Here is a 15,031-nt window from a genome sequence, read left to right on the forward strand (position 1 = left end):
ATTCCCTTAAAATAATACAAGGTCTTCAGATCCGTGATTTGTTATATGCTACGGATAGAAATCTGTACCAACCAATGAGACAATATAACGGAGTAGACCGGAGCCTGCGACTAACGTGGGTTGATGTCCTTATCTAACACGCTTTAGATAAATTTCCAATTCATTATTATCCACCAGATTGTGAAATTTAAGGGAGTCCAATGCTGACCAGAGTGTGTCTTTTTCAGCGCATTCCGGGCACAAATTAAGTAAGTAACCGGTTTCATCCAGGTAGTATTCCTCATAAGGATCTTTTTCTATTATGGCCGCTTCAAGCATTTCTGCTGTGAAATTATCCGGAGTGTTTATGTAATCTGAAATGGATATGCTTGTATACGCTGTGTTTATGCCGTAATTTGGTTGTTCAAGGTAGTACCCTTTATAAATGTCGAAAGCCGGGTATTCCATCTGGACATCTTTCGGCCCAGGATAAGCCACCATGTTTTCTTTGTTTTTATCAAGTAATACATATACATTGTTTACAAGGTATTCCTTGCCATCTTTGAATTTAAAGATTTGTTTGGCAGGTGTACTGCAACATTCATTGTTATCGGAACAGGCACTTAATCCTAACAGGATGATTACCAGTAAAAGGGATAATCCGGATTTTTTCATTTTTTCAGGTTTTATGTAACAAAAATAAGAAAACAGTACACTTTTACCTAAAATATAGTGATGTTATTCAGACGGTTTAGTTGTTGTAAATCATACAATGCAGTAGGCAGGAGCGTGTGACCAACCAGTGGAATTAAATTTTTTTTATTTGCCTGAAGGGCAAAAACTACTTAGCCCGGGGCACCACCCGGGTAATATATGGTAATGTAAAACAAGGCCGGAGAAAACATCTCCACGTGAGAGAAAAACTTATCCAGGCCGCACGTCTGAAACGTTAGGCGAAATCATATAATATCATACGTCGGAGCCTGTTATCATCGTGTTTTTCGATATAGTTTTATAAGTCACTCCTTTTCTATCTGTAATAAAAACCATCAAGGTATTTCACTTCTTAACCCAGATCAATGAAATTGAAATACGCCGTGGATAATTTTGTTTTCATAATAATAAATTAAAAGATAAAGTTATGAAGGCTATAGAATGTTTAAAGTACGGTTCACCTGAAAACCTGGTTTTGAATGAGGTGGAAAAGCCATCGCCAAAAGATAATGAAGTACTCATTAAGATACATGCAACTTCGGTTACCACCAGCGATGTTCTTATTCGTGGATTAAAAGCATCACCTGTTGCCAGGTTTATGGTTCAATTGATATTCGGCTTTGGAAAACCCAAAAATTCCATTTTAGGAATGGTATCGTCCGGCGTTGTAGAACGAAAAGGGAAAGATGTCACGTTATTCGATATAGGAGATGAGGTTTTTGCCTATGGTTCTGTTTCACCAACAAAACGCCATTTTGGTTCTTATGCTGAATACATTTGCCTGCCTGAGGACTGGAATCTTGCGTTAAAGCCAACAAACCTTAGTTTTGAAGAAGCGGCAGCCATACCTTATGGTGGTTTACTGGCCACACATTTGTTAAAAAAGACATCTTTAAAAAGCGGAGACAGAGTTCTGATTTATGGAGCTTCAGGAAGTATAGGCACTATGGTATTACAACTGGCAAAAAATGCAGGAGCTAAAGTAACAAGCGTGTGTAGCAGTAAAAACTTTGGAATGGTTCATTCGCTGGGCAGTGATAAACTTATAGACTATACTTCGAGCAACGCAGAAGATCAGTTGGAAACCTATGATTATGTCATAGATGCAGTTGGGAATTCGAAATCATCAACGCTAAAAGAAAAGAGCAAAAAAGCACTTACACCGAACGGTAAATATATATCCATCGATCAGGGAACTCCTTTAACTCCAAAAGACGCTTTTATCAATCTGAAAACTTTGGCTGAACAGGAGAAGATCAAGCCAGTAATTGATCGGGTTTACCCTTTGGAGAAAATGGCTGATGCACATGAATATGTAGAAATGGGACATAAAAGAGGAAATGTGGTCATTACGGTTTGATAGATTTCACTAAATGAACTTGTCAATGCAGACTCAGAAAATAGCAGTAATTCAATAATAAACTGATGTTAAATAGGTCTTCAGTCAGCCATACCTGGTGGATTATTCGAGATAACGCTAAGTATTTGGCTGATAAATAAACAAAAGGATTTAAATAATCAGTACTAAGACAGGCTAATCATTATCAAGGGCAATCCGTTTTCTGATACGGCTTAAAGATTCCGGTTTTACCCCAATATAACTTGCAAGATGATATTGGGGAATTCGTTGGAATAATTCAGGCCTTGTTCTTAACAGTTTCAGATAACGTTGCTCAGGCGAGTCTGTATAATAAGAAGCCAAAGCTTCTCTTTGCTCAGCAAAGGCAGCCTCCATAATGGTTCGTGATATCGTTTCAAATCGGGGAAAGCGCTTGAATAATGCCTGACCTTGCTGTTCGTCTCCCTCAACAACCAAAGTATCTTCTACACAAATCCAATTATGCGTTGCAGCATTTTGCGGGGTAAAACTATTTAATGAAATGGCCCATTGTTCTTCTGTGAAGAAATTAGTCGTTTTTTCTTCACCTTCTGTCAGGATGTACTCTCTTACACAACCTTCCAGAATAAAATAGGTTTTGCTTGAAAATTGTCCTTCTTTTATCAGGAATTCACCCTTACTGAATCTCTTCGTTTGCATGCTTTCAGCGATGGCTTCCGCCTCTTCTTTTGAAAGAGGAGAAATTCCTGAAAAATAGGCCACAAATTTATTTTCCATGGTACATTCTTTATTGTTGTAATATATGCAAAAAAAATATCACTTATTATTGAATAAATAGCCATACGGAGTGTTAATATTCAAACCTAAAACGACTACACACGGAGAAAAGATTTACAAGTCGTAAAACTGTATGCACGATTAGTGTGTTGGGCCCGGTTTTATTTTGAACTTAATTCGGACAATGCCATATACAGCTCAAAAAGCATTGGATTTTTGTATTCATTATTCCATAGAATAACGATTCGGTTTTTTTCTAAAAAACGTAGTGCATAACTTGAAGTTCCTTTACCTGCACCACCATGGCTTACTGTTGCATCCATCTCATTATTGGTATAAGGAAGGTCTATCAGGCTAAATCCATACCCGTACGGACTCTGATGCGGACCCCATTGGCTTTTCGCTTCTTCGGGTAATGAATGAGGTTTAAAAGCAAGAGTCCAGGACTCTTTTGAAATAAGTTTATCTGTTCCAACAGCCTGCATAAATTTATGCAAGTCACGTAGCGTGGTCTTTTCTCCGCCAGGACCTGTAAAATCCAGTTCATTGGCAGGAAGAAGTGCTTTTCCATCTTCTAAATAATACACTGGCATATATGGGCCGTAAATGGGGGAAGACCAGTAGGTCTCGTTCATGTTGAGTGGCTTAAAAATATGCTCCTGCAAAATTGCGTTATAATCTTTTCCCAGGTGTGCCATTATCACCTCCGATAGCAAGACATATCCGGTATTGCTGTATAAAAATGCTGTTCCCGGTTTAAAAGCCAGCTCCGATTTAGCAATTTTATTTTCAAGAATACTCCTCTGACTTTTTTCATCATGTTCAGCTACTTCTCGTTCCCCATAAACTCTACTTTGAAATCCTGAACGATGACTGAGAAGATGATGAATTGAAATACTGTCTGCTAGTTTATGCTTGAACCAGGGCAGATGTTTGGAAATCGGATCTGTTAAAAGAAGCTTACCATTTTCTGCAAGTTGAAGAATAAGTATAGCTGTGAACATTTTTCCAATACTGGCATCCCAAAAACGCATTTCAGGAGAATTTGGGATATTCAGATTTCTATCAGCCAATCCAAAGGCGTTTTCATAGATTATTTGATTTCCTTCTGCGACTAACAAACCACCATTTAGTTTTCCTTCTTCGTGTAGTTTTTTTGCTACACTATCAATTTTTACAGCGTTCTCCAGGGTTAATTGACAAAAAACAGATTGCACTGTTATGAAGAGAATTGTGATAATTATATGCGTTTTTTTCATCATAGTAAACTGTTTAATACTGACTTATTGTAAAAGTGAATCATTCTTATGTTTTCTTTGTTCATTCCAGTTGTTTAACTGCAATGCAATCAAAATTCCAATAACTACTAAAAGAATTTCGTCAATGGCATAGCTGATATAACCGCCAGCCTTATTCCTCTGGATATTTTAAAGAAGAGGAACATAAATGACCCGTTAAAAGATTAATGGGTATGATCCTCAAGATAGTGTTCTTTCAGGATGTCTTCCCCGAAATCATTTCCTTTTTCCCGCCAGATCGAATGTATATGATTTCCGTTTTGCCGAAACCCCATATTATCAAATTCAATGATAAAGCCCGGGCTGTTGATCACATAATAATGAGCCTTTTGGGCAACGTAGCTTCCGATCCATGCAAAATAGATGCTGTCCAAACCTGTCTTGTAAAATTTATCCAGATATTCGCGTGCCTTGTCATGCTCCAGGTTATTCATATATTCTGTAACGATGTACTTCAAATATTCCTGTTGATCCGACGTCAAGTCACTCGCTTTAATCCCTTCGTAAGTTGTTAAGCGCTGTGAACTGTTGGGACTGGTGATAATATCAGCCGGAACATCCCTGCTCAGGGTTGCAATGGCCTGCTGATCTTCCGAAAGGGCATTGATCAGCTGAAACCCATAGTCTTCCTCTTTACTTAAAACACGTAGCCCGGCGTACTTCGTTGTATGAACTTCGGCGGGATCAGTACCCAGGAAAAATGGTGTAACCGAAAAATTATCACCAAGGGCAGACACGTTGATGGAAATATGATGGCCCGTAAACTGAAATCCCCAGGGATTTGTGCCTCCCGGTTTGCCCCAGATTGCGATGTAATAATTACCATACTTCCAATTCAAATCCCGTATATACTTTATTGCTTCATCGTTGATCTCCTTCTTTTTGTAGGCCGTTTCATAAACTTCATTTAAAATATCATCCAGCATCATGATGCCCGTGATCTTTAAATAGCCCTGTGAACTTAACAGGGTTGTAAGCACATGATGAAATTGAATCTTGCTTTGTTCTGACAAATCACCGTATCTGATTCCCGGCCGTTTTGCCAGGCCAACAGGAAGGTTTGTCCATTTTGTCCGGGATGTGTCGCTAAACTGATAACTGACGGTTTGTAACTGATCAGCATTCAGGGTATGCATGAAAGCCACCAGTTGTTGCCCGATTTTTTGGCTGGTTTGACCACTGATTCCGCTAATCGCAATTAGAAAAATCAGGATTAAAATTCCTGTTCTTTTCATTAGACAGACTTATTTGAATATTCGTAATATTAGTTTTAATTCATCGATTAAATTTTGTGTTTTTTCTTTTTGGTGTAATAGAAACGCGTAATGAATATTTGCCGTAATGTATCTGTAATTTATTAAGTTTATCATGATCAGTTGATTTGCCGGATCTTCCAGTTGGGAAGCGGTAATCGCTTTTAAATTTTTTTCGTTTAACCGGATGTAGTTTTCCAACGAATCTTTTACATGTTGGCTCAGTAAATTCGACGTTAATATGTCATCATAAACAGAAGACGTTTGAAGTTCACTCAACCTCATCACACCGGGTACAAAAACGGCATCCGTAAATAAATTATTATTTTTATTGATTATCAGCTCTAAACGTTCTAATTCCTGATAGTAGTTTATGAGTTCACCTTTAAATTTATTATCGCTTATAATGTCTACATTTCCTGAGGAGAGCAGTTCAGTGTAAGTAGGATTGATTTTTACAAAAGTTCTTCGGTCGCATAAGCCTCCAATGGCTGATGTAAAAGAACTATCAACATTGAATTTATGAAATTCTTTATAATACGTTAAAATTGATTTTGCCATTTGTGAAAAAACTAATTCAGTCTTCAGCTGATCATCAATTGATTTACGTTGTTCTATTAAATCGCGTTCAATATTTTTAAGGTAAACAGATTCCTTATTTTTTTCTATTCTGATGGAGTTCCAGTTATTAACCTGAAGGGCGATGAGGATTCCAATGACCACCAACAGAATTTCGCCAATGGCATAACGCAGGTAGGCAGCAACTTTGTTTTGGGCGGCCAGTTTTTGTCGGATGTTTCTGAAAAACGTAGTCATTGTAAATTGAAAATTGTGTTAATGAAGTTCATTGTCAATAAGTTGAATTAAATATTGAGTTGTTTCCTGTTGTTCATGGCAAAGCCTGTAAATATTTTCTGATACCTTTTTTCTTACCTGTAGCTGATTTTTTAATTGTAACCGTTTTTCGGGTATGAGTTTCTGATTATTATCAATTTTTCCATCTTCAGTTAATTTGATATTTAAAGAATTATTGGAAAAAAATGTGCCAAACTGTCTATCGACAATGAATAGATTATTATTATTTATTACTTGTGTAATGTAATCCAGTTGTTGATAATAACGCGCTATTGCGTCTTGCAGTTCGGAATTTCTTAAAAGCTTTTTGTCTCCGTTTTTATTCATGCCGATATAACTTGTTTTATTTGCAATAAAAGTCCGTCGTTCGGATAAATTTTCCAGGAGGGAATTGAGTTTTTCCAATGGTAATGAAGATGACAAATACAGGGAAGCAGTGTCGGTTTTAGCAATCATAAGTTTTTCAAAATGAAGTTGTTCGTTTATTATTTCCTGCTGTAAAACCAAATCCGACCTTATGTTTTCCAACGTGTTTCTTTCGAGCTCAATATTTTTTATGTCTTCTTTCCAGTTATTCACCTGCAGCGCTATTAGAATTCCTATAACAACCAGTAAAATTTCACCAATGGCATAGCGCAGGTAAGCCATTACTTTGTTTTCGGCAGCCAGCTTTTTGCGGATATTTCTAAAGATACTAATCATTCGTATAATACATCTTCATATTTAAGTATAAGAACTACAATTCCGGTATTTAAATCTTCTTTCCTTTAAAGAGGGCATAAATAGCCATGGCGTGTCCGTGTCCGAGTTCAAAATCATCTTTCAGCCATTGCACAATTTGTCCGGCTTTTACATCAGATTTCAGTTTGCCATTCTCCAGAAATCCTTTCTGAGTGGCTAAATCTTTAAAGTCTTCAGGTGATTTCCCCGTTTTTTTCTGAATATTGTCTAAGTACGCTTGAAATGACATGGTTAAATTCGTTTATTTCGTGTTTAATATCCATTCGTTTACAATGCTTGACAGCTCTTTTTTTCCATGGTCAATGTCAGACCTGTTTTTGAACGTTACAACTGCTCTGTCGTTTTCTTTCCATACTAAAAGTTTTGACTGTGACTGAATAATTCTATCTTTTGGTTGCTCTTGTTTTTTAGCATCTCTGTGAAAGATCAATTGTATCTGTTTGGGTGGTTGAATTCTCATGGTTATCCTGTCCTGCTGATCAAACGTGTATTTAGGACCGTTCCATTTTATGTTTTCTGTTAAGCCGCCTGTTGAACCTAAAATTATTTCCCGGAGAAGTTCAATCTCATGTCGCATTGGATGGTTTAATGCATCTAAAAACTGAGTCACTTGAATATTTAATTGACACATAATGAAACCTTGATGTATTAGCACTTGTATATATTCTTTAATCTCTGTTGATCCGGTTCTGTTAAGTGTCAGGGGCGTTTTACGGTATAATTCAGTTCCGTCACTCCGTTGATAAATTGCCTCGTACTCACCAGATTCAGCTTTATTTTTGCTTTGATGTCTGCAAACAAGGGGATGCCATGACCCAGGATCACCGGATTGACAAACAACCAGAAGCCGTCAATTAAATCCAGTTGCATCAGCGCATGCGTCGCTGACGGGCTTCCGAAGAGCAGGATCTCGCTACCATCTCCAGAATCGGGACCGGACTGTTTCAGGGCTGTAATCTGCTCCACAAGGTTGTCGCTGATCACCGTTGTGTCAGGTGAGCCTGAACCGGACAGTGTTTTGGACAGCACCACTTTGTGCACGGTTTTATACCAGGCCGAATGTTCAATGTCGTGCCGGGTGGCATTGGGTTGATCGGCTGCCGTAGGCCAGTAATCTTCCATCATCCCGTAGGTGACCCGTCCGTATAAGGCCGTATCCGTTTTGCCTATCCGTTTGCCGACAAAATCAAATAGTTCTTCATCCACCGTAATCCAGTCCATCTCACCCTTAGGTCCGGCTACAAAGCCATCCAGCGAGATGTGCATAAATGAAATCAGTTTTCTCATTGCCTCTGTGTTTATTATTGTTTCAGCGTTTCACTATTATCTTATTTAAAGAAAATTCTCAGAGAAAATGTTTGCAATACTGCTTCCAGCAGCCAGGCCGCAGATCAGAAGTTTTAAATGCAAAGGAGATAAGTGGAGACAATAATATAAAGGGTAAACTATTGCAATACTAACGCTGTAAACGTGTGTATTGTTTAATGCAGACGAGGGATTTGATGATGAATTTTTAAAGGAAGTAGAAGGGGAGGTTAAAGAGAGTCAGATAAATCGAAACTATTTCAATTTATCGGGCACTGTTTTTTACAACTATACCGTGTGTTGGTTTTAGTATTTTTATGTTAACCATTTATCAAAGTTGTCTCTATTTATTACTTCAAATGACGAATCGGGGTAAGCATTTTTCCATTGTTTTGGAATCTTAACTTTTGATTCTTTCCATTTAAATTCATAACCAAAAAGAGAACCATCTCTTTCTTCAACCCAATCAATCTCCTGTTGCTCATAAGTTCTCCAGAAATAATTATTAGATGAAAGTCTATTGTTTTCTTGATATTTAAGTCGCTCACTAATCATATAGTTTTCCCAAAGTGCTCCAACATCATTCCGCGATTCAATGGGGTTAAAATTTGCAATCACGGCATTTCTTATTCCATTGTCAAGAAAGTACCATCTGGAATTCTTTGTGATTTCCTTTCTTAGGTTTCGACTAAATCCTTCTACTTTATGAAGAATGAAAACTTTGCTTAATAAATCAAGATACTTTTCTACAGTGTTCTTGCTGATTCCGAGTTGTTTGCCCAACTCTTGTAATGACACTTCGCCTCCAATTTGAAATGCTATTAACCGTAAAAGGTTAAATATTTTTTGTGAGTTCTTTATGTTTTCATAAACCAGGATGTCTTTTAGGAGATATGAACTTACCATTTCATTTAGGTAGTCTATTTTGTCTTCCCGGTCAGGTATTTGTAGTAATTCAGGATAATTACCCAAAATTAGCCTTTCTCTTACCTTATCAATTTTTTCAAAGTTATTTTCAATTTGATTGTATTCATTTTCAGAAAGTGCATAAAGGTTGAATGAATACTTTCTTCCAGTCAATGGCTCGCCTGCATCCTTATGAATGTCGAAAGACGAAGAGCCAGAGATGATTATTTTTAAGTCTTCAATTTCGTCAATCATTATTTTCAGTTTTGAGCCAATCTCAGGAATTTTCTGAGCTTCGTCAATGTAAAGAAATTTGTATGAACCTAGCAGTTGCTTATAATTTTCAACACTTCTGATTGCAAGTTTATCATGGACGTTAATATCCTCACCATTTAAGGATAGCACAGGTTCGTCAATTTTTTCAAGTAATTCTTTGACAAGAACAGTTTTTCCAACTCTTCGTGCGCCAAAAACTATTACAACTTTGTTGGATTGTAACTTCTTAATTATATTCTCAGATAAGTCTCTGACTAAATAATTCATAATACCGTCAATTTGTTGACGCAATTTATACTATTTTCGTCAATTTATCAAGTATATAATCGGTTCTTTAATGTTAAAGCTAACGTTCCCATGGTATGTTGTTGTGCTGTTGACAATTATAGGAAGTGCAGATAGTCAAGCCGAAAACGACGGCATACGGAATATGGATTTGCAGGATAAAACAAAACCGTATACACCCATGACAGGATCTTAGCTCCTGCCTTCTTGTCTGTTCGAAATGTTTAATATTACATCAGTTCTCATCTGGAATTCTATGCGTTATCCATAACATTTTTTGCTATTTAGTTTAGGAATGAAATTTCTCACCATTCTTTAGCATCTCAAGAATTGCCTTCATTCTTTTATGTCTGGTTTCAGGTTTTTTAGCGGTTTGCAGTCGCCATACAATTGAGAAAATATTGGTTTTGTTGAGTGTTTTGAAAAACGCTTCTGCCTTTTTATCCTTAGCCAGTTCATTTAAAAAGTCCTCAGGGACAACCATGGTGCCGGAGGATTCATACGCCTGCTCCCATCTTCCATCTGCTTTTGCTGCTTCTACTTCTTTAATGCCTGCTGCCTGCATCATTCCTGATTTGTAAAGTCGTTCAACATGCTCGCGATTTCTTTTAGACCAGATGCTTTTGCGTCTTCTTGGTGTGAACCTTTGAAGCCATGATCCTGCATCATACGTTTTTTTTTGTCCATCAATCCAACCATAGCATAATGCTACATCAAGTGCCTCCGCATAGGTTATTGTAGGTACTCCGGATTTTATCTTGTAAATCCGCATCCAAATGCCTGTTGATATTTTATGGTGTTTTGCCAACCATGACGTAAACTCTTCCGTAGAAGTGAAGGTCAGAACAGGCAAATCCGGTTTTTCTGCTTTGTTTTCGCCCTGTGTTTCATTTTTCATTTGACTGAAATATTAACTGTCTTGTTTTTAGCCGCTGCAATACACTGTGTTGGGTGCTGTTATTTATTCACTACCGCGGTATTACCAAATCCACTATATATTATTTCTCCATTCGATGTGTCAATTTTGACAATTTCATACTTGGTTATTGTTAAATTATCCTCAGTTTTTTCGGAAAGTATATTATGGACTTCCCATATGAGTTTTTTGGATTTATCATCTTGTTTTAATGTAAACTCTATTTTATTAGCATTCTTCTTAAATGCTTTTAAAGCATATCTTTTAGCTTTTCGTTTTGAAATGCCGTGATAATTTTTATTCCTTTTTATAAAATCAGGTACACCGGAATCAAAAATGCTACATTTTAAACTATCATCTATATTTATAAAAAGAGTACTTTGTAATTCCTGTAATTTTGGGATTTGTAAAAAATATTTAAGAAAGATATTTTTGAATGTCTTTATTGTATCAACTTCTAAAAAATTTACTTTGTTTAAATCGGTATAAATTAATGAAGTCGAATCTATCACATAATAATTGACATATTTCTTTCCAATTGCTTTATTTAAAGCACTGTCTGCAATGTTGATAAAATACTCTTTTGAATAATTTTGAGAGTGAATATTTCCTGAAATAAGAATAAAAAAGATTATTATGAGGATATTTGTCTGTTTATTCATTTATTCAAAGTTCAAATTTCAAAATGGCAGCCGGTTTTAATTGCACCAACGTTTAGTATATGCAAAGTAGGCGATTGCGGGCTTCAAAACTATCAAACCGTTGAGAAGTTGAAGCGGGCTATACCCCTAGAATTTACTACTGTTTCGCCTATTTTGTATATACATTGTTGACAGTAGTTATTCTTATTTCAATAATAATTTTTCAAGTTTTCTATGCAATTCATTACGCTGGTTACTATTTGTAAAATATACATATCCAAATTTCTTCTCTCTGTTTATCTCAAATCCTGTTGAATAGCCCAAATTATTACCTATATGGGCATAGTTTGTTCCTTGGTCAGACTGGATCATCCCAAATCCAAGGCTCCAGGCAGTATAACCCAGGTTCTCTGTGTACCAATTTTCATCTTTGAATTTAAAATTCTCTTTAAACATCTCCTTGTAGCTTTCAGATGTCAATTCTCTGTTTTCAAGAATAGCTGCTAAAAACTTTGCATAATTATGAACATCGGTGTGCAGGCTGCCAGATCCAGAAAAAATACTTTTATCCACCCATGGATTAAAAATAATACTGTCCCCATTGTGTCCACTGGCTAAGTTGGATTTTAAGTAGTCATTTATCTGAAAATGGAAATGTTCCAGTTGCAATGGTGTTGCAACCTCTTCCTGAAATAAGCTATCAAGATTATACAAATTACAGTTGTTTAAATGAGCCACAACTTTTGTGAGATAATCATATCCTTCTCCTGAGTATTCAAAATCAGTACCGGGAGTAAATTTAATATTCAATTTTAAGTCAGGTTCTATCCATCTCAAGTTGCAAAATCCTGAAGTGTGCGATAATACCATTCGGGCAGTAATCAATTTATACCTTTCATCCTGTTCAATATCAGGGTATGGTAAATATTGATAAAGGGGAGTATCCAAATCCAACAATCCTTTTTCAACCTGTTTCATCACAAAAAAGGTGAAAACTGACTTCCCGATTGATGCCGCTTCAAAAGTTGTAATCGAATCAATAGGCTCTTTTGTATTCACATCCTTTATTCCATAATAGTTTTCATAGACAATTTTTCCATTATTTATTAATGCAAATGCCATTCCTTTAATATTTAAGGAATCCATTTGATTATTGATGTATTTGTCTATTTCTGCCTTAGAAATTGATTTTCCTGATAATGTCTCAAAATCCTCATGTTTCTTATTGCATGATGAAAACAATAAAGTAAGTCCAATTATTAGTCCTAATGTTTCTCTCATTTTGTTAATCATAGTTGAGTTTATAATCGTTGGTTTTTAATTACTGGCAACTAATATATATACCTACAATTATTCGGTTTTATGTTCCGGTTAATAGGATTGAGCCGAATTCTTATCTGCTTTATTTTTAGTATTATTTTAAAATAATATTGCATTACAGGTTATATCAGAGCGTATCCAAAAGATACAGGTTCTTTTCATTTCGGTGAGACTAAAATACATAAAAATGTAATGCAAAGGACATAAGAGGAGGTATTATAATTAAACATACCCGGACCGGTTGTCTTTGGTATATAAAAACGACTTTAAATGGCCATGCTGAAAATGCAAGCCAGCACCGCGATATGAAATTTGAAGAGCTGGTGGAGTGGGTAACAGACTATGAAGTCATAGCCGGTATTGCGATAATCATAAACCGTTGTTTTTTGCGGTTTATTGCGTGATAACATGCGTAATTTTTTCAATTCCAATATTCGAAATAGTTCAGTATTTGTTCAATCTGGTTTTCTGGTTGCAGATAAAAATCAGGTGCAATGCCTCGTGAATCAACACCATTTATTTTGTAATCATACACATTAGTTGTTGGATAAACAATATAGAGAGAGTCTTTAATGATTTCATTCACACAGACATCTCCAAAATCAACGGCTCCGGCTGTATTTTCTCCAAAGATTTTAACTTTAAAACTTTGTTTAGCACAAAGAACAAATTTTTCCGCAGAACTGCCTGTATTTCTGTCAACAAGAACAGCTACTCTTTTGGGATACTGGTTAACACCCGATGGGCTATATTCAGTAATGAAGTTATGATGGCTTTTTTGCCAGGGTGCATCTATAATTTTGTTTTCCTCCTTTTCAGTAAGAGTTCCCATTTTATTTCTTGTTTGATGAGACGCCCAGTTTTCTTTTGTTGCCAATAATTCATACCTGCGCGTATACATATCATTTGTTGCAATTAACGGGAGCAGACGTCGGTAAAATAAATTTTTACCCCCGCCATTCCTTCTCAGGTCAATGACAAGGTTTTCAAAATGTAACATAGAATCCCTTTCTATGGCACAATTTAACAGGCTGTCTAATGCAGCCTGGTTATCGAAATCCGGAATCTTCAGATAGTAGGTATGGGTATCAATGGATGCGCATTTAAACGTGTCAGTTGCTATGGGAGCGTTTTTGTAAAAATCGGAGATCGTCAGATACAGGTGTCTGTCTTCAAAAAAATCCATGTAAAGCTTTATGTTTTTTGCTAAATCAGAGATCGTATTCAGATGGGTGTCTCGCAGGTTTGTTTTGAAATAGTTGTAGTAATCCAGCTTTCCATTGCTTATATATTGATATCCGATATAATTCTTCTCAATGATTGAAACGGTCTTTTTAAAATTTGCATCGTAATTGCTTTGCGGGAAGCTGGAAAGTTGAATTATAAGGAATATAACGATTAAAAAAAATCTCATACGTTTTTGTTTTTATGTATGCTACGGTCACTTGTATGTGGTCGGGCGGAATTTCGAAAAGAAATCCTGTCAGATCCGCAGGAAAGTCGGCACGAGGTATGACTTGTCAGACTGCTAAAACACCCGCCTGCCATATACAATTCGTTGGCGGTAGTTTTTATTCTTTTAAAAATTGTTTAATTGTCAATAGAAAAATTTCTTTTTGGTCTTTAAATACCACATGATTAGCATTTGGAATAGTCATAACTTTCGATTTTTTTATCAATTCAGATGTTTCTAATAAGTCATTATCGGAAATAATTGGGTCATTTTCTCCTCTCAGAAGGAGTGTTTGACACGAAATATTTTTAATTTCTTCATTTGGGTATCCCGAATTGCTTTCATCAAGCCATAATCTAACCAATTCCTTACCAAGTCTGTCAACATCCGGTTCGGAATTATTTTTTTCATAAATGTCATAATTTGAAGGATACCTTTCCTTTAAAATTTCCCCTGTAATTTTTGAAAAGATTCCTTTCATCGGTTGGATATTTTTTACATGCCATCGGGAACCAATCGTGATGAGTTTTTTAATGTTTAAATCCGAAAATGATGCAAGTCTATAAGCAATAACTCCACCATCACTAAAACCCAAAATATTTAACTCATTTATTTCTAAATGATTCAAAATTGTTTCTATATCATTCTGAAGTAATTTGTAGGTCAATTCCCTGTTACCAAGAGTAGATTTACCTTGCCCGCGACAATCAATTCCGATAATCTTGTATTGGCTAAGCAGGTCAGGCATTATATCATTAAAATTTTCAATATTACCAAAGCCTCCATGCAGAACCAATAATGGAGGGAAATCTTCAGCTCCAATTACCTCGTAATAAATATCCGCACTCTCAATGTTTACATATTTTCCTGTTGTATGATTAAATCCTTTCATATTGTGTTTGTTAAAGCACATGGTTTACAAAGTTATAAGCACATGCTTTACACTAAATTAGTGCTTAGCCTTATTGGTTTT

At 36.1% G+C, this 15,031-nt stretch carries 18 protein-coding genes; 2 read left to right on the forward strand and 16 right to left on the reverse strand.

Translation table 11 applies throughout. From position 1 onward, the window contains the following. Positions 1-129: 129 nt before the first annotated feature. Complete coding sequence (locus tag ACE01N_RS18255; protein ID WP_380592099.1) at positions 130-654, reverse strand: hypothetical protein; 525 nt, start codon at positions 652-654, stop codon at positions 130-132. Between the two features lie 466 nt (positions 655-1,120). Here ACE01N_RS18255 and ACE01N_RS18260 point away from each other — a divergent pair, with 466 nt between their 5' ends. Then, positions 1,121-2,053, forward strand: a complete 933-nt coding sequence (locus tag ACE01N_RS18260) for an NAD(P)-dependent alcohol dehydrogenase (protein ID WP_380592101.1) — start codon at positions 1,121-1,123, stop codon at positions 2,051-2,053. Between the two features lie 174 nt (positions 2,054-2,227). Here ACE01N_RS18260 and ACE01N_RS18265 read toward each other — a convergent pair whose 3' ends face one another. From ACE01N_RS18265 to ACE01N_RS18310, 10 genes are all read right to left on the reverse strand, one after another. Next, positions 2,228-2,809, reverse strand: a complete 582-nt coding sequence (locus ACE01N_RS18265) for a Crp/Fnr family transcriptional regulator (protein ID WP_380592103.1) — start codon at positions 2,807-2,809, stop codon at positions 2,228-2,230. A 161-nt stretch (positions 2,810-2,970) separates the two neighbouring features. Next, positions 2,971-4,071, reverse strand: a complete 1,101-nt coding sequence (locus ACE01N_RS18270; RefSeq protein ID WP_380592105.1) for a serine hydrolase domain-containing protein — start codon at positions 4,069-4,071, stop codon at positions 2,971-2,973. A 21-nt stretch (positions 4,072-4,092) separates the two neighbouring features. Then, positions 4,093-4,233, reverse strand: a complete 141-nt coding sequence (locus ACE01N_RS18275) for a DUF6090 family protein (protein WP_380592132.1) — start codon at positions 4,231-4,233, stop codon at positions 4,093-4,095. Positions 4,234-4,271: 38 nt separating this feature from the next. Then, positions 4,272-5,342 (reverse strand): DUF3500 domain-containing protein, encoded by a 1,071-nt coding sequence (locus ACE01N_RS18280; protein ID WP_380592107.1) that lies wholly within the window; start codon positions 5,340-5,342, stop codon positions 4,272-4,274. Between the two features lie 9 nt (positions 5,343-5,351). Beyond that, on the reverse strand, positions 5,352-6,176 hold the full coding sequence (locus ACE01N_RS18285) for a DUF6090 family protein (protein ID WP_380592109.1): 825 nt from the start codon (positions 6,174-6,176) through the stop codon (positions 5,352-5,354). A gap of 18 nt (positions 6,177-6,194) precedes the next feature. Then, positions 6,195-6,917 carry a DUF6090 family protein gene (locus ACE01N_RS18290; RefSeq protein WP_380592111.1) on the reverse strand — a complete coding sequence of 241 codons (723 nt, stop codon included), beginning with the start codon at positions 6,915-6,917 and terminating at the stop codon, positions 6,195-6,197. A gap of 49 nt (positions 6,918-6,966) precedes the next feature. After that, entirely contained in the window at positions 6,967-7,185 is a 219-nt protein-coding gene (locus ACE01N_RS18295; protein ID WP_380592113.1) for a DUF4287 domain-containing protein, read from the reverse strand. A 12-nt stretch (positions 7,186-7,197) separates the two neighbouring features. Then, positions 7,198-7,533: a DUF1801 domain-containing protein gene (locus tag ACE01N_RS18300; RefSeq protein WP_380592114.1), complete on the reverse strand. Its 336-nt coding sequence runs from the start codon at positions 7,531-7,533 to the stop codon at positions 7,198-7,200. Between the two features lie 122 nt (positions 7,534-7,655). Next, positions 7,656-8,243, reverse strand: coding sequence for a dihydrofolate reductase family protein (locus ACE01N_RS18305; RefSeq protein WP_380592116.1), 588 nt, complete (start codon positions 8,241-8,243; stop codon positions 7,656-7,658). Between the two features lie 333 nt (positions 8,244-8,576). Further along, positions 8,577-9,710 carry an ATP-binding protein gene (locus ACE01N_RS18310; RefSeq protein ID WP_380592118.1) on the reverse strand — a complete coding sequence of 378 codons (1,134 nt, stop codon included), beginning with the start codon at positions 9,708-9,710 and terminating at the stop codon, positions 8,577-8,579. A 70-nt stretch (positions 9,711-9,780) separates the two neighbouring features. Here ACE01N_RS18310 and ACE01N_RS18315 point away from each other — a divergent pair, with 70 nt between their 5' ends. Beyond that, a complete protein-coding gene (locus ACE01N_RS18315; RefSeq protein WP_380592120.1) occupies positions 9,781-9,924 on the forward strand; it encodes a hypothetical protein in 144 nt (47 codons plus the stop codon). A 93-nt stretch (positions 9,925-10,017) separates the two neighbouring features. Here the strand turns inward: ACE01N_RS18315 and ACE01N_RS18320 are convergent, their stop codons facing one another. The 5 genes from ACE01N_RS18320 to ACE01N_RS18340 all read right to left on the reverse strand — a co-directional run bounded on the left by ACE01N_RS18320 (position 10,018) and on the right by ACE01N_RS18340 (position 14,950). After that, entirely contained in the window at positions 10,018-10,626 is a 609-nt protein-coding gene (locus ACE01N_RS18320; protein WP_375727162.1) for a YdeI/OmpD-associated family protein, read from the reverse strand. Positions 10,627-10,685: 59 nt separating this feature from the next. Continuing rightward, positions 10,686-11,306, reverse strand: coding sequence for a hypothetical protein (locus tag ACE01N_RS18325; RefSeq protein ID WP_380592123.1), 621 nt, complete (start codon positions 11,304-11,306; stop codon positions 10,686-10,688). Between the two features lie 183 nt (positions 11,307-11,489). Beyond that, entirely contained in the window at positions 11,490-12,566 is a 1,077-nt protein-coding gene (locus ACE01N_RS18330) for a serine hydrolase domain-containing protein (RefSeq protein ID WP_380592125.1), read from the reverse strand. A 460-nt stretch (positions 12,567-13,026) separates the two neighbouring features. Then, positions 13,027-14,019 (reverse strand): S41 family peptidase, encoded by a 993-nt coding sequence (locus ACE01N_RS18335; RefSeq protein ID WP_380592127.1) that lies wholly within the window; start codon positions 14,017-14,019, stop codon positions 13,027-13,029. Between the two features lie 157 nt (positions 14,020-14,176). Further along, the gene (locus ACE01N_RS18340; protein WP_380592129.1) at positions 14,177-14,950 is read right to left on the reverse strand and encodes an alpha/beta fold hydrolase; all 774 of its coding nucleotides are present in this window, start codon (positions 14,948-14,950) and stop codon (positions 14,177-14,179) included. Positions 14,951-15,031: the final 81 nt, after the last annotated feature.

The sequence above is a fragment of the Quyinboa ferrireducens genome (assembly GCF_042436675.1).
Taxonomy (GTDB): Bacteria; Bacteroidota; Bacteroidia; order Bacteroidales; family UBA5342; genus JBHJHP01.